The sequence below is a fragment of the Curtobacterium sp. PhB146 genome (assembly GCF_004342995.1).
Classification (GTDB): domain Bacteria; phylum Actinomycetota; class Actinomycetes; order Actinomycetales; family Microbacteriaceae; genus Curtobacterium.
In genome coordinates this window covers 1,219,143-1,237,347 of sequence record NZ_SMBN01000001.1, presented here as the reverse complement: position 1 = coordinate 1,237,347, position 18,205 = coordinate 1,219,143, and the positions used below count along the sequence as shown (strand labels likewise).

Sequence of the window (18,205 nt, the reverse complement as noted above, 5' to 3'; positions counted from 1 at the left end):
CAGGCTGCGGGGATGACACAGCTCGTCGCCGGCGTCGACTCGTCGACCCAGTCCTGCAAGGTCACGATCCGCGACGCGGCGACGGGTGCCGTCGTCCGTGAGGGACGTGCCGCCCACCCGGACGGCACGTCCGTCGATCCCCGCCACTGGTGGGACGCCCTCGGCACCGCGGTCGCGGACGCCGGCGGGCTCACCGACGTCGGCGCCGTCGCGATCGCCGGGCAGCAGCACGGCATGGTCGCGCTCGACGCCGACGGTCACGTGGTCCGCGACGCCCTGCTCTGGAACGACGTGCGCAGTGCGGATGCGGCCGCGCAGATGGTCGAGGAGATCGGACGGGAGGCCTGGGTCGCCCGGACGGGACTGGTCCCGGTGGCATCGTTCACCGGTACCAAGCTGCGGTGGCTCCGCGACGCCGAGCCGGACAACGCCGGCCGCGTCGTAGCCGTCGCGCTCCCCCACGACTGGTTGTCGTGGCGGCTGCGCGGGTACGGCCCGGCCGACGAGAGTCCGCTCGGCCCCGACCTCGACGCACTCGCCACCGACGCCTCGGACGCCAGCGGCACCGCCTACTGGGACCCGGTGCGCCGGGAGTACGACCCGGAGCTGTTCGAACTCGCGCTCGGTCGCCCGATGCGCGTCGCCGGCTCCGAGCCGACCGCGGACACGGTCGTCGTGCCGCGCGTGGTCGCCCACGACGAGGCGATGGGGACGCTCGACGTCGACGTGGCACTGCCGAACGGCGCGGTCGCACCGTCCGGACTGGTCGTGGCCGCCGGACTCGGCGACAACGCCGGTGCGGCGCTCGGACTCGGACTCGCTCCCGGGGACATCGCGGTGTCCCTGGGGACCAGCGGGACCGTCTTCGGCGTCACCGCGACCGAGGTCCTGGACCCGAGCGGGACCGTGGCGGGCTTCGCCGACGGGACCGGGTCGCGCCTCCCGATCGTCACGACGCTCAACGCAGCCCGCGTGCTCGAGGTGATCGGCGGCCTGCTCGGCGTGGACCACGACGCGCTCGGCGAGCTGGCGCTGCAGGCGCCGGCCGGGGCCGACGGCCTCGTGCTGGTGCCGTACTTCGTCGGCGAGCGCACGCCCAACCGGCCGGACGCGACCGCGTCACTGCTCGGGATGACCCCGGGCACGACCGACCGACCGCACCTCGCGCGCGCCGCGGTGGAGGGCATGCTCTGTGCCCTGGCCGACGGGCTCGCCGCGGTCGAGGGGACCGGCGTGACCGTGTCGCGACTGCTGCTCATCGGCGGGGCCGCGCGGAACGAGGCCGTCCGGACCGTCGCGGCGCAGGTGTTCGGGCGCGACGTGCTCATCCCGGAACCCGGCGAGTACGTGGCGTCCGGGGCCGCGCGTCAGGCAGCCTGGGCGTTGACCGGGGCGCTGCCGTCGTGGGACATCGCGACGACGACCGTGCCGGCGGACCCGCACCCCGAGGTGCTGGAGCAGTACCGCGCCGCGGCGCGCTGACCGAGGAGACCCATGGCACGCACCGACCTCCCGCTCGACGAACTCCGTCGACACCGATCCGAGGTCCGGCGACCGGCCGACTTCGACGCGTTCTGGGCGGACACGATCACCGCGGCCCGGGCAGCCGGAGCGGGGACGGCTCCCGCCCTCGCTCCGGCCGACACCCCCGTGACCGGACTCGTCGTCGAGGACCTGACGTTCCCGGGGTTCGCCGGCGATCCGGTGCGCGCCTGGGTCTCGCGACCGCTGGCCGGTCGTGACACGGCGCTGCCCGTCGTGGTCGAGTTCCTCGGCTACGGCGGCGGCCGCGGGCGCCCCGGCGAACGCGTGCACTGGGCCCTCGCCGGGTACGTGCACGTCGTCATGGACACCCGTGGCCAGGGCAGCGGGTGGGCCGGCGGCGACACCCCCGACCCGCACGGCTCCGGACCGCACGCGAGCGGGTGGATGACGAGCGGCATCGGCTCCCCCGCGGACCACTACTACCGCCGGGTGTACACCGACGCCGTCCGCCTGGTGGATGCCGTGCGGACGCTGCCCGGTGTCGACCCGTCACGCATCGCCCTGACCGGCGGCAGCCAGGGCGGGGGCATCGCCATCGCCGCAGCTGCCCTGGTCGAGGCCCACGTCGGACCGATCACCGCGGTGCTGCCCGACGTCGCGTTCCTGTGCGACTGGGAGGGCGGCACCGACATCGCCGTCGGGGGCCCGTACCTGGAGCTCGCGACCTACCTGTCCGTGCACCGCGACGCAGCCGACACGGTGTGGGACACCGCGGCGTACTTCGACGGGGTGAACCACGCCGCCGGCATCACCGCCCCGGCGCTGTTCTCCGTGGCCCTGATGGACGACGTCGTGCCGCCGCGCACGACCTTCGCCGCCTTCAACGCACTCGGGGCGGACGATACGCACGTGCCGGCCGACCGTGAGATCGAGGTCTACCCGTACAACGGGCACGAGGGTGGCGGCTTCCGGCACTGGGAACGGCAGGTGGCGTTCCTGCGCGCACGGGCGTGACGGCGGCGGCCGCGTAGCGTGCCACGCATGGGCGTCAGGAACTTCGTCGTGGAGGGCGTCTCCGGTACCGGGAAGACGGCTGTCTGCCTCGAGTTGCGCCGGCGCGGCTTCCCGGCGGTGAACGGGGACCGCGAACTCGCGTACCAGGGTGATCCCCGCACCGGCGCCGCCGTCGACGGTCTGTCCGGCCTCGACGTGCACGCCCACCACCTCTGGAACGCCGAGCTGGTCCGGGAGCGGGCGGCGGACCGCTCGGAACCGGTGACCTTCTTCTGTGGCGGATCCCGGAACGTCGGCGCGTTCCTCGACCTGTTCGACGAGGTCTTCGTCCTGACCGTCGACGCAGCGACGCTCGACGACCGGCTCGACGCGCGCGCCGGCGACGAGTGGGCGGGGCGGGGCCGAACGGCCGAGCGGGCCCTGGTCCGTCAGCTCCACGCGTCCGGTGCGGACACACCTCCCGGCACGCCGATCGACGCGACCCGGCCGCTGTCGGCGGTCGTCGACGAGATCCTGCGGCGGTGCGGCCTGCTCGGGGCGTGACCGACGCCCCCGGGCCGCCGCGGTCGCTCGCCGCTCACTCCCCCGAAGCGCGCTCGATCCGCTCGAGACGTTCGATGCGCTCGATGCGCTCGAGACCGACCCGGCACCGGTCGACGTACTCGGCGTACAGGTCCGGCCGTTGCTCCCGCGCCCACCGGGTCACGTCGACGAGGTGCAGCGCGGTGAGCGACGCCAGGGTCGCGTGGTCAGCCGGGCTGGCCAGCCCGGCGGCGGCGGTGAACTCGTCGTACTCGGCCCTCGAGATCGTCGCGTCGACGAACGCCCACTCGAACACCCGACGAGCGTCGGTCCACGGTGACGGACCGGTCTCGGCAGCACCCCAGTCGATGAGCACGGGCGCGCGACCCGGTCCCCGTGCGATCAGGTTCCGCGGTGCCAGGTCGCCGTGCGCGAGTCCGAACGCGAAGTGCTCCGCGGCCAGCCGTTCGAAGTGCCTCCGGAGTGCGCCGGCCGAGGTGTAGGCGCCGTCCCGGCGGAGTGGGTCGTCCGCGACGAGCGCTGCGCTGTTGTAGGCCAGGTGCGCCGACCACGCCCGAGCCAGGTCGGTGCCGAAGCGGGTGAACAGCGACGCCGGCGCCGCGCCCAGGTCGATCGAGGCGACGGTGCGGGCGAACGAGCCGAGCCACGTCCAGGGGTGATCGATCGGCCGCGGGTCGGGTTCGACGTACTCGGACACGATGAACGGGACGCCGTCCTGGACGCCGTGGTCGACGGGCCGAGCGACGGCGATGCCCGCTGCGGCAGCCGCTCGCGCGGCCCACGCCTCGACGGGGAACTCGTCCGAGCGCAGGGGGTCGACGGGGAACCGCACGACGACGTCGGCACCGACCGCTCGCCGCACCCGGTAGGTGTGGTTCACGGATCCGCCCAGCAGCCGTTCGGCCTGGGCGTCCGAGCTCCCGACGGCGCGCAGGACCGCGTCCAGTCGGTGGCGGTGGGTGTCGTCGTCGAGCACGCACCCATCATGGCCGTCGGGGTGTCACGCCCGCCGCATCGTGTCCCGGGGGTACTCGCCGTGGCGTTCGAGGTAGGCCGCCGAGAACCGACCAGCGTGGGCGAACCCCCACTGCCGGGCGACGTCGGCGATGCTCGTCCCCGCCGGGTCGGCGTGCACGAGCTCGTCGCGCACCCGGTCGAGACGGACCCCGCGCAGGTAGCCGTTCGGGCTCACCCCGAGCTGCCGCTGGAACGCCTGCTGCAGGGCACGCAGGCTCAGGGAGGCCACCTCGGCCAGGTCGGTGCTCGTGATCGGCAGGTGGGCGTGCTCGTGCACGTACTCGACGGCCCGGCGGATGTGCGCGTTGCGCGGGAGCAGCAGTTCGTCCGGCAGCGTGGCCGAGACGACCGGGTACAGCTCGAGCAGCGCCAGCGCCCCCAGCCGACCCATCTCGGCCTGCAGCAGCGGTGAGACCTGCCGGTCGAGCACCGTGTGCGAGATGAGCTTGACGGTGTTCCGCCACATCGTCACGGCCCGGTCGTCGGGTTGCACGGTGTGGTCGAGCTGCACGCCGCCCGACGCCGCGCCGCGCTCGCCGGCGACCTCCTCGAGCGATGCCCGGTTGATCTGGACGAGACGCTGGTCGTAGTCCTGGTACGTGAACGCGGCGCCGTCCTGCGGCCACAGCTGCGGCCGGCCCACGGCGCTCACGAGGCGGTCGTCACCCTCGCCGATGAAGCCGGTACCCCTGGTGATCCACTGCACGACGAAGTCGTCCGACGGCGTCATGACGCCGTCGAGGTGCCCGTCGAACCGGATCGCGCGCAACGTCATCGTCGAGTCGCCGACCGCCGAGTACCGGAAGGTGAAGGGCTGCGCGGTCGTCTCGGCGCGCCACTCGGAGGCGTCGTACGCCCCGACCAGGAAGTCGCGTGCTTCGTCGACGTCGGCGGACCGGACGTCGTCCTGCACGCGAGCTCGTTCGTCTGTCATCGGTTCACCGAGAGCAGTGTGACCGAACGGACGCGCGTCGTCCGTGTCGCTGTCCGAGAAGCGCTACCGACGATCGTCGGCGCGTGGACCGGATGCTCGTGGCGACGGGACGATGTCCGGATTTCGACCGCCGGACCGCTCCCGACATCCGCGATCCGTCGAGTCATCGGTCCTGGCGCGCACCGACGACCCCGCTGCTCGTACGGTCGTCTCATCCAGCGGCAACGGGCCGCTCAGGAGAACACGAGGACGACATGACCGCCGTGACCGCAACTCCGGTCCACCCGATCAGCGCACCCAAGCACGCCTTCGAAGCGACGTCGGTGTCCGGCCGGCGCAACCGCCACCGCGGCGGCTTCAGTGAGCTGCGGGACGCCCAGCGACAGCGCACGCTGCAGATCGCCGCGGTGAGCACCGGCATCGTCTCGGTGAGCGTCCTCGCGTCCGCCGCCGCCGTGCTCGGACTCTCCGCGTGATCCGCGACGGATCGGCGGTCGAGGACGTCCGTACCCAGGCCATCGACATGAGCGCACTCTTCGCAGAACAGGAACGCCACGATGCTTGACCAGAGCACGCTCGAGCAGCTCCGCAGCAACCCGGTCGAGTGGCGCCGACGGGGCTTGACCCCGCCCGCCGACCTCGACGAGATCGTCCAGGCCCGTCTCAGTGCGCACATGGGCCACGCCGACCCGAGCTACGCGGACTTCTTCGCATCCTGACACCCCGCCGTCCGTCCACCGATCGATAGGGTGATCCCCACTTCCCCATGACGCTCCTCACACTCACGCCCCCGGCCGTCGAGACGACCGCGCAGCGCACCGCATCCAAGGCCGCCGACGACCTCTTCACGGCGCACGGCGTGATCCCGGTGCGCTTCGAGGACGTCGCCGCGCACGCAGGCATGAGCGTGGACGAGCTGACGGCGGCCTACCCGTCCAAGCAGGCGCTCGTGGTGGCGGTCCTGCGACGCTGGCACGGCGCGTGGCGTCGGGCCCTGGACCACATCGCCACCACCTCGGCGGATCCCCGCGACGAGATCCTCGGCATCTTCAGCTACCTCGAGGAGTGCTTCGCGGACGAGGGGTGGCGCGGCTGCGCGTTCATCAACGGACACGCCGAGCTCGGACGGCAGGACCCGGAGATCGCCTCGCTCGCAGCCGAGCACTTCCGCGACGTCGAGAGCCACCTCACGTTGCTGTGCACCCGTGCGGACATGCCGGCGCACATCGCCGAGACCCTGTCGCTGCTGGTCGAGGGCGCCCGGGTGGAGTCAGCGGTGCAGGGCTCGGCGAAGCCCGCCCGGAGCGCACGGCTCGGTGCGGCCATGATCATGTCGGTGTTCGAGGAGCGCACGACGTTCTGACCGGCGGCCGGACGTATGATCCGGGGAACCACTCGTCACCGAAGACGGAGACCGGAATGACGCGCACCGAGCCCACCACCGCCGCTCACCACGGCACCCCCAGACCGACCCGGGCCACCGCCTCGGTCGCCGCGATCCTCGCCGAGTCCGCCGCGCGGTACCCGGACGACGTCGCCGTGATCGTCGCTGACCACCGCACCACCTACGCCGAGCTGTGGTCCGAGACCCTCGCCTACGCCGGAGCGCTCCGGGCCCGCGGGGTCACCGAGGGATCGCGCGTGGCGATGCTCGTGCCGAACGTCGCGGACTTCGCCCGCGTCTACTACGCCACCCTCGCGCTCGGCGCCGTCGTCGTCCCCGTCCACGCGCTGCTCAAGCGGCGCGAGATCGAGTACCTGCTGCAGGACAGCGGCGCCATGCTGCTCGTCTGCGCCGCTCCGCTGCTCGCCGAGGGCGCGGCCGGCGCCGAGCTCGCCGGCGTCGACGTCATCACCGTGCTCGCACCGGCCGACCACGACGACCACGACGGCCACGACGGCCCGGACCGCCTCGAGGCCCTGGCCGCGGCAGCCGAACCCCTCGACACCTACGTCCCCCGCGACCCCTTCGACACCGCGACGATCCTGTACACGAGCGGGACCACCGGCAAGCCGAAGGGTGCAGAGGGCTCGCACTTCGCCCTGCTCGAACAGGTCAACACGAACCTGATGAGCACCTTCGACATGCACCGCGGCGACGTCCTGCTCGGGGCACTCCCGCTGTTCCACACGTTCGGTCAGACCTGCACGATGAACACCGGGTTCCGCGCCGGCGCCACCATCGTGATGCTCCCGAAGTTCGACGGCGACGCAGCACTGTCGGCGATGGTCGAGCACGGCTGCGAGATCTTCATGGGGGTGCCGACGATGTACATGGCACTGCTCGACGCCGCGACCCGCAACGACGCCCGCCCGGACCTGCGCTACGCGATCTCGGGCGGGGCGTCGTTGCCGTTGGCCGTCCTCGAGCGGTTCCAGTCCGTGTTCGACGCGCCGATCCACGAGGGCTACGGCCTGACCGAGACGTCGCCCGTGGCCACCTTCAACCACGTCGGCCGAGCGCCGCGACCGGGGACGATCGGGACGCCCGTGTGGGGTGTCGACGTCGAGATCGCCGACCCGGCCACGCCGGACGCGATCGTGCTGCTGCCGCACGGCGAGATCGGCGAGCTCGTCATCCGCGGGCACAACCTGATGAACGGGTACCTGGACCGGCCGGAGGACACGGACGCGGCGATCGTCGACGGCTGGTTCCGCACCGGCGACCTCGGCACGAAGGACGACGACGGGTACCTGACGATCGTCGACCGCACGAAGGACATGATCATCCGCAACGGCTACAACGTGTACCCGCGACAGGTCGAAGAGGTGCTGGCGACGCACCCGGACGTCACCATGGCGGCGGTCTTCGGCGTCCCGCACGAGCTGCACGGCCAGGAGATCGAGGCCGCTGTGGTGCTCCGCGCCGGCGCGACCGTCAGCCCGGACGAGCTCGTCCACTTCGTGTCCGACGAGATCGCGGCGTACAAGTTCCCGCGGGTCGTGCACGTGGTCGACGCCCTGCCCCTCGGACCGAGCGGCAAGGTCCTGAAGCGGACGCTGGTCGAGCAGTTCAGCACACCGGTCGACGCGGCGGCTGCTCCGGCCTGACACACTCGGAGCGTGATCACCAGGCCGCGTTCCGTCCTCCTCGCCGTCACCCTGACCGCGGGCCTCGTCCTGACCGGCTTCACGGGCCCCGCGAACGCCGAGTCCGGCACCCCCGACTGGTTCGACGTCACGGGCTTCCAGCCAGAGGGGGCGGACCCCGCGCTGATCGACGCCAACGCATCGGCGATGGACGTCGTCGGCGTCGACGGGCTGCTGCTGAGCCGGACCGGCACGCGCGTCAGCACTCCCTCCCGCGAGGCGAGGACACAGCGCAACCGGGCGCACGCCCGCGGGCTCGAGGCGCAGCTGCTCGTCAGCAACTACGCCGACGGCGACTTCAGCGAGCCGATCGCCCGGAGGATGCTCCGGTCCCCCGCCAACCGGTCCCACGTCGTCCGCGCGCTCGCGACCGACGTGCGATCCGGGTGGGACTCGGTCATGATCGACCTCGAGGCGTTGACCGCGGCCGACACGGCGGGGTTGACGGCCTTCGCGCGGGAGCTCCGTGCGGCGGTCGGCGACGACGTCCGGCTCGACATCGCCCTGTCGGCGTCGACGACCGCGGCCGGGTACGCGCGCATGGGGTACGACGTCCGGGCACTCCGCGCTCCGCTGGACCACCTCACACTGATGGCCTACGACCAGCACGGCCCGTGGGAGCCGGACGCACCGGGGCCGGTCGGGTCGTTGCCCTGGGCGTCGAAGTCCGCCAGGGCGCTCGCCACCCTCGCGCCCGCCGACCAGATCGTGCTCGGCGTCGCCGGGTACGGCTACCACTGGAAGGGGCCGCGACCGGCGGGGCAGCTGTCCGACGACCAGGCCCGTCGTCGCGTCCGGAAGGCCGGCATCACCCCGACCTGGAACGCGACAGCGGGCGAGTGGACGGCGACCCTGCCCAGCGACGAGGTGCTCTGGTGGTCCGACGCGCGGTCGCTGCGCGAGCGCGTGGCCCTCGCCGAGCGGCTCGGCCTGACCGGGGTCGCCGTCTGGTCCCTGGACCTGTCGGACGCGCTGGACACGGTGCACTGACGGCGACCGACGAGCGGACGGGAGGCCCGGTGCGGGCCCGCCACGGGCCTCCCGTCCGCCGCCGCACGACGCAACTGCCGTGGCGGGCTTGACAGCGTCGGCTAATTGTCTTAGCTTCTAGCTAACACACTTAGCCATGGAGGCAGTCATGCTCGAACACCTGCGCACCGACGAAGGCACCATCGCGTACGACGTCAGCGGCGACGGACCGCTCGTCGTCCTCGCACACGGCATGGGCGACAGCCGGCACGCCTACCGGTTCCTGGTCCCCGAACTCGTCGCCGCCGGCTACCGGGTGGCGAACGTCGACATCCGCGGGTGTGGCGACTCGAGCACGGGATGGGCGTCGTACCAGCGCGCCGACATCGCTCGCGACCTGATCGCCGTCGTCCGGCACCTCGGCGGCCCCGCGGTCATCGTCGGGCAGTCGATCAGCGGCGGGGCGGCCACCATCGCCGCCGCCGATGCCCCCGACGTCGTCACCGGCATCGTCGAGCTGGCACCGTTCACGCGGAAGCAGTCGTTCGACCTCGGCGGCCTGCTCCGGAACCGCCACCACCGCGCCGGCACGCTCCAGCTCGCCAAGGTGATGACGACCGGGAGCCTGACCGGCTGGCTGGCCTACCTGGACCTCGCCGTGCCGACGAAGCCGACCGACTGGACCGAGGAACTGGGCCGCATCGAGTCGACGCTGCAGCAGCCGGAGCGGATGGCGGTGCTGCGCGCGATGACGAAGACCTCGCCCGCCGACGCCGGTGCACGGCTGGCGGACGTGCGGTGCCCCGTCCTGGTGATCGAGGGCAGCGCCGACCCCGACTGGGCCGTCCCGCGTGCCGAGGGCGAGCGGGTCCTGGCCGACCTGCCCGACGGACTCGGCGAGCTGGCCGTCATCGACGGTGCCGGCCACTACCCGCACACCGAGGCCCCGACCGAGGTCCTCGCGCTCGTGCTCCCCTTCCTCGGCCGCACGCTCGCGCCGGTCGGTGGCCACCGTGGCTAGGGCAGGACTCGACCCCGCCGCCGTCACCACCGCCGCGGCGGGGCTGGCCGACGAGATCGGGCTCGCACGGCTGAGCATGAGCGTCGTCGCCGAACGGCTCGGCGTGAAGTCGCCGTCGCTGTACAAGCACGTCGACGGACTCACCGACCTGACCCGCCGGATCGCGATCCTCGCCGCGAACGAACTCGGCGACGACCTGCGCGACGCGATGCAGGGGCTCGCCGGGCGCGATGCCGTCGAGGCGGCCGCGCAGACCGTCCGCCGGTACGTGCAGCGGCACCCCGGTCGGTACGAGGCGACGGTCGGGATCCGTCCCACCGGGCCGGACGACCCGTTGGCCGTCGCCCTGGAGCGCACCCTCGCCTCGTTCGCAGCGGCGCTGCGCGGCTACGGGCTCGACCCCGCCGACGAGGTGCACGCGCTCCGCCTGCTGCGCAGTGTCCTGCACGGCTTCGCGACCATCGAGACGTCCGGTGGGTTCCAGATGCGCACCGACGTCGACGCGAGCTTCGAGTGGATCGTCGCGTTCCTCGACCGGGGGTTCCGCGCGACGACCGCCGCCCCCAGTCATGGTCACGATCCGGACACCCCGTCGGTCTGAAGCGGTCCCAGGCCCTACGATCCGAGGACGCCTGAGCTTTCTCGGCTGATCCACACGATCCGGCACCCGACCGGACACGATCCAGGGGGACCCGTGCGCCACAGCGCCTCCACCGTCCGACGCGCCTGCGCCGTCGGCACCACCGCAGCCCTCGTCGCGCTGACCACGGGCCTCGGCCTCGTGACCGCGACGGCCGCCCACGCCGAGCCGGCGAGCGACCCGGCGGCGTCGACCGCAACGTCCGCTCCCGCTGCGACCGACGCCCCGGCGTCGGCCGCTTCGCCGACGGCGGATCCGTCCGAGCCGTCCGCTGCGGAGCCGTCCGCCCCGACGTCCGCGACGCCTTCGCCCGATGCTGCGCCGACGACCACCGAGCCGTCGAGCGACGCCTCGACGCCCACGGCGTCCGAGCGGGACCCCACAGCCGCCGCCGATCCCTCCGCCGCAGTGCCGACCGCCACGCCGTCACCGACCTCGGCGCCGACCGCGCAGCAGGCCGTCGACCCCGCCGTCACCATCACCGGCGACACGGAGGTCGGTTCCGTGCTCACCGCCGTCCCCGTCGGCTTCGACGAGGACGGGGCGTTCCGGTACGTCTGGACCCAGGCCGGTTCCACCACCGTGCTGGCGACGAGCGGCTCGTACACGATCGATGCGGCGCAGGCCGGGGAACGGGTGTCGGTCCAGGTCACCGGTGCCCTGCCCGACGGATCGACGGCGACCGTGACGGCGACCTCGGCCCCCGTCACGCAGGACCCGGTGTTCGTCGACTCCGCGGGCACGGCGATCGCCGCGGGGGCGGACGCTGGAGACCCGCTCGCCCTCGAGTCGACCGCTGGCGACCCGTTCTCGTACACCTTCCGGGCGCAGGGCTCCCCCGCGCCGACGTACGCGCTCGCCTGGTACGACGGCGACGACGACGGCGACGTCGTCATGACGAAGTCGCAGGCAGCGGCACTCGCCGCGGGCACCTCCGGCGGCTCCGGCGACTCCGGCGACTCCGGCTGGACGATCGGGTTCGGGTTCCAACCGGACGACACGGACGAGGAGTTCGGTCCGGACATCCAGCTGCCCGACGGCATCACCTTCGACGCCGCCACCGGTGAGCTGAGCGGCACCGCCACGACGGCGTCCTGGTACCAGTTCGCGATCACGGCCACGAGCGGTACCGAGTCGGTCACGCAGTACGTCGAGCTGACCGTCGACCCGGCCGCCGCGTACGGCGTCCAGGTCTTCACCCTCGACGCGGAGTCGATCGACGCGCCGAAGAAGACGATGTGGATCATCGGCACGGACGGCACCGTCCTGACCGTGAAGCTCACCACCGACGAGGACGGCTCCTTCGGGGGTCTCGACGTCGTGGACGGTGGACGTCCGACGGTCGCGCAAGGCGGAACACTCGTCGTCTCCGGCAACCTGGTCGACCGCTTCGGGAACCCGATCGACTCCGCCGACGGGGACGGCAACCCCGTCTGGACGCCGATCGTCACCTCGGACGTCGCCAGTGACGTGGTCGCGCCCTACACCGAGTTCGACGCCGAGAGCGCCGTCGGCGTCACCTTCCCACACGCCTCGACGCACACGCTGACCGTCGGCGGCGAGGGGCTGCAGAGCACCTCGTTCCCGGTCGACGTGCGCCCCGTCGTGCCGACGGTGTCGACGGCACCGACGGTCGCCGTCGGGGGGACGACCCCGACCTCGGGGCAGCTCGCCTACACGGGTTCGGACGCCACCGGCGCCCTGCCGTGGGCGGTCGGCCTCGTCCTGGTCGGCGCCGGCCTGATCGGCGCACGCGCAGTGCGCCGTCGTCGCGCCGCGCTCTGATCCGACACCCCTGAGTGACGGGAAGCCCGGTGCCAGCTGGCACCGGGCCTCCCGTCCGGAGATCCATGCTCTCGACTCTGCTCATCGAAGTACCGTGGCTCGCGTTCGGCGTGCTGATCGCGGTCATCATCGTCGCGCCCGTCGTGGGCGTCTGGCTGGCGCGCCTGCCGCGGCTCACCGCCGTGCTGTTCGGCCTCGCCGTGGTCGTGACGCTCGCGCTCACCATGTCTCCCGACGGCGCTCCCCGGTCCGACGTCACCTGCAACGTCGGGCTGCCGTACCTGGCGCCGACCGCGGTCGAGTCGACGGCCAACGTGCTGTTGTTCGTGCCGGTCGCGTTCCTGGCCGGGGTGCGGTGGCGGCGCCCGGTCCTCGCGGCCGTCGGCGCCAGCGCGTTCTCCGTCCTCATCGAGGTCGTCCAGGCGGTCGTCCCCGTGATCGGTCGGGCGTGCGACACGAGCGACTGGATCACGAACACCATCGGCGCCGTGGTCGGTGGGGCACTCGCCGCCGTCGGCGTGCTGTGGGCACGTCGGCGCGTGGCGCGGGTCAGCTGACCCGGGCGAGGGATCAGCCCGAAGGCACGGCGCACCGTGTCGGCACCGTCAGCGCCGACGTCCTTCCCACATCGACGCGACGGTCGCCAGGAGCGCGTCGAGTCCGACGTCGCCCCGCACCGATTCGACCATCTGCGCGACACTCGCGACGACTGCATCGGACACTGCCTGCGTCTCACGGACCGTGGTCCCGCGGCCGCGGCCCGTGGCGATCAAGCCGTCTGCCTCGAGCTGCTGGTAGGCCCGCGCGACCGTCCCCGGGGCGACGCGGAGATCGCCGGCGAGCTGTCTGATCGACGGGAGCCGCTCGTGGGCCGTGAGCTCACCGGACCGGATCGCGTCGGCCAGCTGCTTGCGGACCTGCTCGAACGGTGGCGTCGGGTCATCGGCGCTGAGGGTGATCACGCGGCGACCGCCCCCGTCGCGATCAGGCGGGCTGCCGTCACGGCTCGGACGACCGCCGCGACGGCCGTGACGACGCCCGCGAACGCGACGACGACTCCAGCCAGGACCACGACCATCCCGAGTCGCGCCACCACCGTTGCGGCCCCTCCGGCCAGACCGGAGTCGAGGTGCAGCGCGTTCATCAACGGCAGACCGGCCGCCGAGAGGAAGACCGCCGCGGTCAGGAGTGCAGCGGCAGTCCCGACCAGTGCGACGACCTGCCCCGCACGCTGTCGCAGCGCTCCGTCCGCTGCGTCGAGATCCGGCCACGCCGCGGCCGGGGTCACTGCGATCCGCCAGAGCGACGCCCACACCCCGGCCGAGAGCAGCGCCATGCCGAGGAGCGCCGGAAGGCCGAAGTACCAGCCGGGGAAGAGGTACGGCCCGTCGCCGGCCGGGCACTGCATCGGGAACACGCTCGTGCACAGCCACCGCCCGTCCGGCGCGGGAGCCGATCCGAGCCCCGCAACCAGGACGATGCCGACGGCACATCCGACCGCCCACCAGAGACGCCGCCACTGCTGCGGAAGCAGGGCGCTCCGTGCGGACCGCACCTGCAACGACGCGGAGCGGTGCGCCGTCGCGCCGTCGATCGTGACGGCGGGGATCGCGGCGAAGACGAGGAGTGCGACGCCTGCGCCGGCGCTGGGCCCCACGAAGAACGACACGCCCTGCAGCGCTCGCGCGTTCGTTCCCGCGACCGCACAGACGACGAACACGGCCAAGCCGACGACGAGGCTCAGGACCACCCGGACCAGGAGTGCCCGCTGTGCCACCACCACCGCTGCGCCTCGTTCGCTCGACACGGACCGACGGAGCCGGAGCCATCCGGCCAGCCCACCGACGGCGAGTGCTGCGACCAGCACTCCCGCGAATCCCACGACGTACTCCATGACCCCTCCAATGTACTGTCCAGAAGGTACAAGCCGGAGTGTACGTGTGTCAACAGCTCGGTACAAGTCCTTCCGGGCCCTCAGCTGTCGGCATCACCCGGTGAGGCGATCTGCACCCGGGCAGGCAGGCCGCTCACGGCCGCGCGCCAGCTCCACGCCGCCCCGGCGAACACCAGCACCGTCATCACCCAGAGCAGCCACGGCACATCGGTGTCGAGCAGTCCGAGACCGAGCGGGAAGAGCGCCATCCCGATCGAGCTCGCGGTCTGGAAGACGCCGATCGCGCGACCCCGCACGCGCGGGTGCGGGGCCTCGGCCATGACGGCGTTGGCGGCTGGCAGCGCGATCATGTCCGCCGCTGCGAGCAGTACCCCAACGACGGCGACGTAGGACCAGGCCGCGGCACCGTCCAGCGGCGGGAGGACGATGAGCGGAAGCGCGGTCAGCGCAGTGAGCAGGGCGCCGACCGCGACCAACGTGCCGCGCCGGAGCCCGACGACCCACCGCGTGACCGAGGTCTGGAAGACGGCACAGAGCGCGGTGGCGATGGCGAACTGCACGGGGGCCACCGCCGGCGGCATGTGCCAATGCTGGACGAACAGCACACTGAGGGCGACGTTCGGGAGGACCATCGCCGGACCGATGAGGAACTGCCCGAGGGTGATGAGCCGCATCGAGCGGTCCGCGAAGAACTCCCGGATCGTGCCGGACGACTCGTCCGCACCGCGTGGCGGCTGCGGGTGACGTGCCCGTTCGCCGGGTCGCTGCGTGGCGAAGACGATCGCCGCCGCGACACTCGTGACCACGTTCGCGAGGATGAGCCAGCGGAGGCCGTCCTGCCCCTGCGCGAGCGCGACCGCCGCGAGGATCGCACCTGAGCCGAGGGCTGCCGCCTTGATCGCTTCGAGGAACGCGAACCACCGTTCGAACGGTCGCCCGTCCGCGAGGTCGTGGACGTAGGCAGTCCACGACGTCCAGTACAGGCGCTCGGACGCGTTGGCGAGGAAGATCGCGACGAACACCAAGACCGGGTCGTGCGCGATCAGGTAGACCGCGAAGCCCGCGGCGGACATCAGGTTGTTGACGATCATCGACACCTTCGCGCCGAGGCGATCAGTCACGACCCCGCCCAGGAGACCGATCGGCAGCGCGACGAGGGACGCCGCCGTCGACAGCAGACCGATGACCGCGAGCGGTAGGTCAGTGGTGAGGGTGAAGTAGACGATCGTCAGCGGCAGCGTCAGGCCGGCGCCGACAGTGTCGATGAGCACCGCGAACGTGACGAAGCGGTGTTCGGAGAGTGCTGAGCGTGCAGCCCGGAGTCGGGCAGAGGCGAAGAACACGAAGGATCCCAGGAGTCATCGCGACGCAGAGCCGTCGCGGGCGTGCAGAAGGATCGCGAGCGGGTCGCTCGCGATGCGATTGCCTGCGCGGGTGCGCTGGCTCAGTTCTGCGTTGCCATGACTCCGGTGTGATGGTCGGACGTTCGCCGTCCGATCAGGCTAGCCCTTCGCGCCCTCCACCGCGATGTGGATGGCCTGCTGCATGCGGACCGCGACCTTCTTCGACATCGCGACCGTGGGGTGGACGCCGTCGTAGGTCCGGCTCGACGGCCATCCACCGTTCAGCTGCCGGTCCGCCGCCCACGGGTCGACGAACAGGTAGCCGTGGGTGAGTGCGTAGTTCTGCAGGTCACGGTTGAGGATCTCGCCCTGTTTGCGACGGTCGATGCGCTTCTTGCCGTACTTCGTGATGTTCGACGGGGCGATCGCGGCGATGACGACGTGGCGGGCGCCGATCTTCGTGACGATCTTGCCGATGTTCTGCTGGATGCTCTTGCTGCTGTAGGCGTACCGGAGGTCGTTCGTGCCGGCCATCACGACCAGGACGTCAGCGTCCTTCGCCGACGACCGGGTCAGGATCCGCGGCGTCGTGGCACCGCCGATGGCCGTGCCGCCGATGTTCGTGAGCGTCTTGTCGTTCATCTGCCGCATCCACGAGCCCTCCATCGCGGTCAGCGAGTCCCCGGCGTAGGTGACGGAGATCGTCGACGGCGTGGGCTTCGGAGTCGCGCTGGGCTTCGGGGTCGCCGTGGGCTTCGGCGCCGTCGGCGCTGCGGGCGCCGGCACCGACGGCGACGGTGTCGCGACGGGTGCCGGAGCGGTCGGCGTCGCCGTCGCGGTCGGCGTGGCGGTCGACGTCGCGATCGGTGCTTCCACAGCGGTTGCGGTGTTCGGGATCGCGGCGAGCAGTGCTCCGGCGATGACGACGACCGAGGTGGTGGCGGCGATGAAGGGCAGGCGGGAAGGGCGCGGGGAGTGCGGCAACGTGAGCTTTCGTCTAGGTACGATCCCCTTCACCTTATTGGAAGCGAGGACATGTCATCATCCCCAACGCGGGGGGTGGATCACGATCGACTTCAGCTAGGGTTGTCACGAGCCAACATTCACTGCGGAAGGTGTGCCATGCCCCTCGACGATGAAGCCCCGGGTCGCGTGCTCGCACCGGGTCAGACCTGCCGGATCCGGATCTGGCACCGAGCCGATCGCAGCGTGACGACCGTGCACGAGTCCGCCGAGCGGCTCTACGAAGCGCCGAACTGGACCACCGACGGCCGTCTCGTGCTGAACGGCGACGGGGTCCTCTGGACGATGCCGTCCGACGGTGCCGCAGCTCCGGAGCACGTCGCGATCGAGGGCGTCCCGCCCCTGAACAACGACCACGTGCTCGATCCCGACGGCGTCACCGTGCACGTCAGCGCGAACGACTTCCAGATCTGGAGCGCCCCGCTCGCCGGCGGCGCAGCGACCCGGGTCACCGCGGATGACGGCGGTCTGCACTTCCTGCACGGCGTCAGCCCCGACGGCTCCGAGCTCGCCTACGTCCGGCTCGACCCGTCCGGTGACGCCGTCTGGTCCTCGGGCACGATCCGGGTGATGGGCGTCGACGGCAGCTCGGACCGCGCCGTGACGACGGACCCCTCCGCGGCCGACGGCCCGGAGTGGACGCCGGACGGCGCGTGGATCCTGTTCAACACCGAGCAGTTCGAGTCCGCACCGGGGCACGCGCAGATCGCCCGGGTCCGACCGGACGGCACCGGGATCGAGCAGCTCACGGTCGACGAGCACGTCAACTGGTTCCCGCACCCCGCCCCGACCGACGACGCCGCCGTCTACCTGTCGTTCCCGCCCGGCACCGAGGGGCACCCGGCCGACGAGCGCGTGCGGTTGCGCCTCGTCACCGGTGACGGATCCGTCAGCGCCTGGGGACCCGAGGTCTGGCAGGCAGCCGAGACCATCGTCGAGCTCGACGGCGGGCAGGGCACCCTCAACGTCAACGGGTGGGCTCCCGACGGGTCCGCCTTCGCCTTCGTCGACTACCCCACCGGAGACCCCGCATGATCGTCCACACCGTCTGCTTCACGCTCGTCCACGCCGCCGGCTCCCCGCACGAGGCAGCGTTCCTCGAGACCGCCCGCGACACCCTGCCGGCGATCCCCGGCGTGCAGGACTTCACGGTGTCCCGCCAGGTGTCCACGCAGAGCGACTTCCGGTTCCAGTTCTCGATGGCGTTCGCCGACCAGGACACCTACTCGGCGTACGACGCACACCCCGCGCACCAGCGCTTCGTCGCCACCCGCTGGGCGGACGAGGTCGCATCGTTCCAGGAGTTCGACTTCGTGCCGCTGCCCGCCTGAGCGGGCGTCCGCTGGGCGCCCCAGGTTCCGAAATCCTCGCATCTCGGGGCACCCAGGAGCCGTCCACGGAACCTCGGGGAACGTGAGCGGCAAGTCGTGGAACCTCACGCCCGCGA

At 72.1% G+C, this 18,205-nt stretch carries 20 protein-coding genes; 14 read left to right on the top strand and 6 right to left on the bottom strand.

Annotation, left to right across the window (positions count from 1 at the left end):
- Positions 1–12: 12 nt before the first annotated feature.
- From EDF33_RS06055 to EDF33_RS06045, 3 genes are read left to right on the top strand one after another with little or no spacing between them, the layout of a single operon-like run.
- Entirely contained in the window at positions 13–1,482 is a 1,470-nt protein-coding gene (locus EDF33_RS06055) for an FGGY family carbohydrate kinase (protein ID WP_132099531.1), read from the top strand.
- 12 nt (positions 1,483–1,494) lie between these two features.
- Positions 1,495–2,499, top strand: coding sequence for an acetylxylan esterase (locus EDF33_RS06050; RefSeq protein WP_132099530.1), 1,005 nt, complete (start codon positions 1,495–1,497; stop codon positions 2,497–2,499).
- A gap of 27 nt (positions 2,500–2,526) precedes the next feature.
- Entirely contained in the window at positions 2,527–3,042 is a 516-nt protein-coding gene (locus tag EDF33_RS06045) for a nucleoside kinase (protein ID WP_132099529.1), read from the top strand.
- 34 nt (positions 3,043–3,076) lie between these two features.
- On the opposite strand, the gene EDF33_RS06040 is transcribed toward EDF33_RS06045, so the two are convergent.
- Together EDF33_RS06040 and EDF33_RS06035 are read right to left on the bottom strand one after the other, a co-directional pair.
- Positions 3,077–4,018: a phosphotransferase gene (locus EDF33_RS06040; RefSeq protein WP_132099528.1), complete on the bottom strand. Its 942-nt coding sequence runs from the start codon at positions 4,016–4,018 to the stop codon at positions 3,077–3,079.
- A gap of 24 nt (positions 4,019–4,042) precedes the next feature.
- Positions 4,043–4,993, bottom strand: a complete 951-nt coding sequence (locus EDF33_RS06035) for a helix-turn-helix domain-containing protein (RefSeq protein ID WP_111084859.1) — start codon at positions 4,991–4,993, stop codon at positions 4,043–4,045.
- 254 nt (positions 4,994–5,247) lie between these two features.
- On the opposite strand from EDF33_RS06035, the gene EDF33_RS06030 reads away from it, so the two are divergent.
- From EDF33_RS06030 to EDF33_RS05995, 9 genes are all read left to right on the top strand, one after another.
- Positions 5,248–5,469 (top strand): hypothetical protein, encoded by a 222-nt coding sequence (locus EDF33_RS06030; protein ID WP_123672963.1) that lies wholly within the window; start codon positions 5,248–5,250, stop codon positions 5,467–5,469.
- 81 nt (positions 5,470–5,550) lie between these two features.
- Positions 5,551–5,712 (top strand): hypothetical protein, encoded by a 162-nt coding sequence (locus EDF33_RS20090; protein WP_159573320.1) that lies wholly within the window; start codon positions 5,551–5,553, stop codon positions 5,710–5,712.
- Between the two features lie 47 nt (positions 5,713–5,759).
- On the top strand, positions 5,760–6,356 hold the full coding sequence (locus EDF33_RS06025; RefSeq protein WP_132099527.1) for a TetR family transcriptional regulator: 597 nt from the start codon (positions 5,760–5,762) through the stop codon (positions 6,354–6,356).
- Between the two features lie 56 nt (positions 6,357–6,412).
- Positions 6,413–8,044: a long-chain fatty acid--CoA ligase gene (locus tag EDF33_RS06020; protein ID WP_132099526.1), complete on the top strand. Its 1,632-nt coding sequence runs from the start codon at positions 6,413–6,415 to the stop codon at positions 8,042–8,044.
- A 12-nt stretch (positions 8,045–8,056) separates the two neighbouring features.
- Complete coding sequence (locus tag EDF33_RS06015; RefSeq protein WP_132099525.1) at positions 8,057–9,073, top strand: glycosyl hydrolase family 18 protein; 1,017 nt, start codon at positions 8,057–8,059, stop codon at positions 9,071–9,073.
- A gap of 148 nt (positions 9,074–9,221) precedes the next feature.
- Complete coding sequence (locus tag EDF33_RS06010) at positions 9,222–10,073, top strand: alpha/beta hydrolase (protein ID WP_132099524.1); 852 nt, start codon at positions 9,222–9,224, stop codon at positions 10,071–10,073.
- The gene (locus tag EDF33_RS06005) at positions 10,066–10,674 is read left to right on the top strand and encodes a TetR/AcrR family transcriptional regulator (RefSeq protein ID WP_132099523.1); all 609 of its coding nucleotides are present in this window, start codon (positions 10,066–10,068) and stop codon (positions 10,672–10,674) included. The genes EDF33_RS06010 and EDF33_RS06005 overlap by 8 nt, the downstream gene beginning before the upstream one ends.
- Before the next feature lie 93 nt (positions 10,675–10,767).
- The gene (locus tag EDF33_RS06000) at positions 10,768–12,498 is read left to right on the top strand and encodes a putative Ig domain-containing protein (RefSeq protein WP_132099522.1); all 1,731 of its coding nucleotides are present in this window, start codon (positions 10,768–10,770) and stop codon (positions 12,496–12,498) included.
- Positions 12,499–12,563: 65 nt separating this feature from the next.
- Positions 12,564–13,055, top strand: coding sequence for a VanZ family protein (locus EDF33_RS05995; protein ID WP_132099521.1), 492 nt, complete (start codon positions 12,564–12,566; stop codon positions 13,053–13,055).
- Between the two features lie 48 nt (positions 13,056–13,103).
- Here the strand turns inward: EDF33_RS05995 and EDF33_RS20495 are convergent, their stop codons facing one another.
- The 4 genes from EDF33_RS20495 to EDF33_RS05980 all read right to left on the bottom strand — a co-directional run bounded on the left by EDF33_RS20495 (position 13,104) and on the right by EDF33_RS05980 (position 16,719).
- Positions 13,104–13,460, bottom strand: a complete 357-nt coding sequence (locus EDF33_RS20495) for a GntR family transcriptional regulator (protein ID WP_243649836.1) — start codon at positions 13,458–13,460, stop codon at positions 13,104–13,106.
- Positions 13,457–14,392, bottom strand: a complete 936-nt coding sequence (locus tag EDF33_RS20490) for a hypothetical protein (protein WP_243692367.1) — start codon at positions 14,390–14,392, stop codon at positions 13,457–13,459. Before EDF33_RS20490 ends, EDF33_RS20495 begins: the two co-directional genes overlap by 4 nt.
- 80 nt (positions 14,393–14,472) lie before the next feature.
- On the bottom strand, positions 14,473–15,735 hold the full coding sequence (locus EDF33_RS05985) for an MFS transporter (protein WP_165918726.1): 1,263 nt from the start codon (positions 15,733–15,735) through the stop codon (positions 14,473–14,475).
- A gap of 159 nt (positions 15,736–15,894) precedes the next feature.
- Positions 15,895–16,719, bottom strand: coding sequence for an SGNH/GDSL hydrolase family protein (locus EDF33_RS05980; RefSeq protein ID WP_132099519.1), 825 nt, complete (start codon positions 16,717–16,719; stop codon positions 15,895–15,897).
- Positions 16,720–16,857: 138 nt separating this feature from the next.
- On the opposite strand from EDF33_RS05980, the gene EDF33_RS05975 reads away from it, so the two are divergent.
- Together EDF33_RS05975 and EDF33_RS05970 are read left to right on the top strand one after the other, a co-directional pair.
- Positions 16,858–17,793: a hypothetical protein gene (locus EDF33_RS05975; protein ID WP_132099518.1), complete on the top strand. Its 936-nt coding sequence runs from the start codon at positions 16,858–16,860 to the stop codon at positions 17,791–17,793.
- Complete coding sequence (locus tag EDF33_RS05970) at positions 17,790–18,089, top strand: Dabb family protein (protein WP_123294686.1); 300 nt, start codon at positions 17,790–17,792, stop codon at positions 18,087–18,089. The genes EDF33_RS05975 and EDF33_RS05970 overlap by 4 nt, the downstream gene beginning before the upstream one ends.
- Positions 18,090–18,205: the final 116 nt, after the last annotated feature.

Coding starts and splice junctions, on each gene's coding strand:
- EDF33_RS06010 (WP_132099524.1), top strand. CDS start 9,222: ATGCTCGAACACCTGCGCACCGACGAAGGCACCATCGCGTACGACGTC.
- EDF33_RS05995 (WP_132099521.1), top strand. CDS start 12,564: ATGCTCTCGACTCTGCTCATCGAAGTACCGTGGCTCGCGTTCGGCGTG.
- EDF33_RS20490 (WP_243692367.1), bottom strand. CDS start 14,392: ATGGAGTACGTCGTGGGATTCGCGGGAGTGCTGGTCGCAGCACTCGCC.
- EDF33_RS06045 (WP_132099529.1), top strand. CDS start 2,527: ATGGGCGTCAGGAACTTCGTCGTGGAGGGCGTCTCCGGTACCGGGAAG.
- EDF33_RS05975 (WP_132099518.1), top strand. CDS start 16,858: ATGCCCCTCGACGATGAAGCCCCGGGTCGCGTGCTCGCACCGGGTCAG.
- EDF33_RS20090 (WP_159573320.1), top strand. CDS start 5,551: ATGCTTGACCAGAGCACGCTCGAGCAGCTCCGCAGCAACCCGGTCGAG.
- EDF33_RS06020 (WP_132099526.1), top strand. CDS start 6,413: ATGACGCGCACCGAGCCCACCACCGCCGCTCACCACGGCACCCCCAGA.
- EDF33_RS06055 (WP_132099531.1), top strand. CDS start 13: ATGACACAGCTCGTCGCCGGCGTCGACTCGTCGACCCAGTCCTGCAAG.
- EDF33_RS05970 (WP_123294686.1), top strand. CDS start 17,790: ATGATCGTCCACACCGTCTGCTTCACGCTCGTCCACGCCGCCGGCTCC.
- EDF33_RS06025 (WP_132099527.1), top strand. CDS start 5,760: ATGACGCTCCTCACACTCACGCCCCCGGCCGTCGAGACGACCGCGCAG.
- EDF33_RS06030 (WP_123672963.1), top strand. CDS start 5,248: ATGACCGCCGTGACCGCAACTCCGGTCCACCCGATCAGCGCACCCAAG.
- EDF33_RS06035 (WP_111084859.1), bottom strand. CDS start 4,993: ATGACAGACGAACGAGCTCGCGTGCAGGACGACGTCCGGTCCGCCGAC.
- EDF33_RS06050 (WP_132099530.1), top strand. CDS start 1,495: ATGGCACGCACCGACCTCCCGCTCGACGAACTCCGTCGACACCGATCC.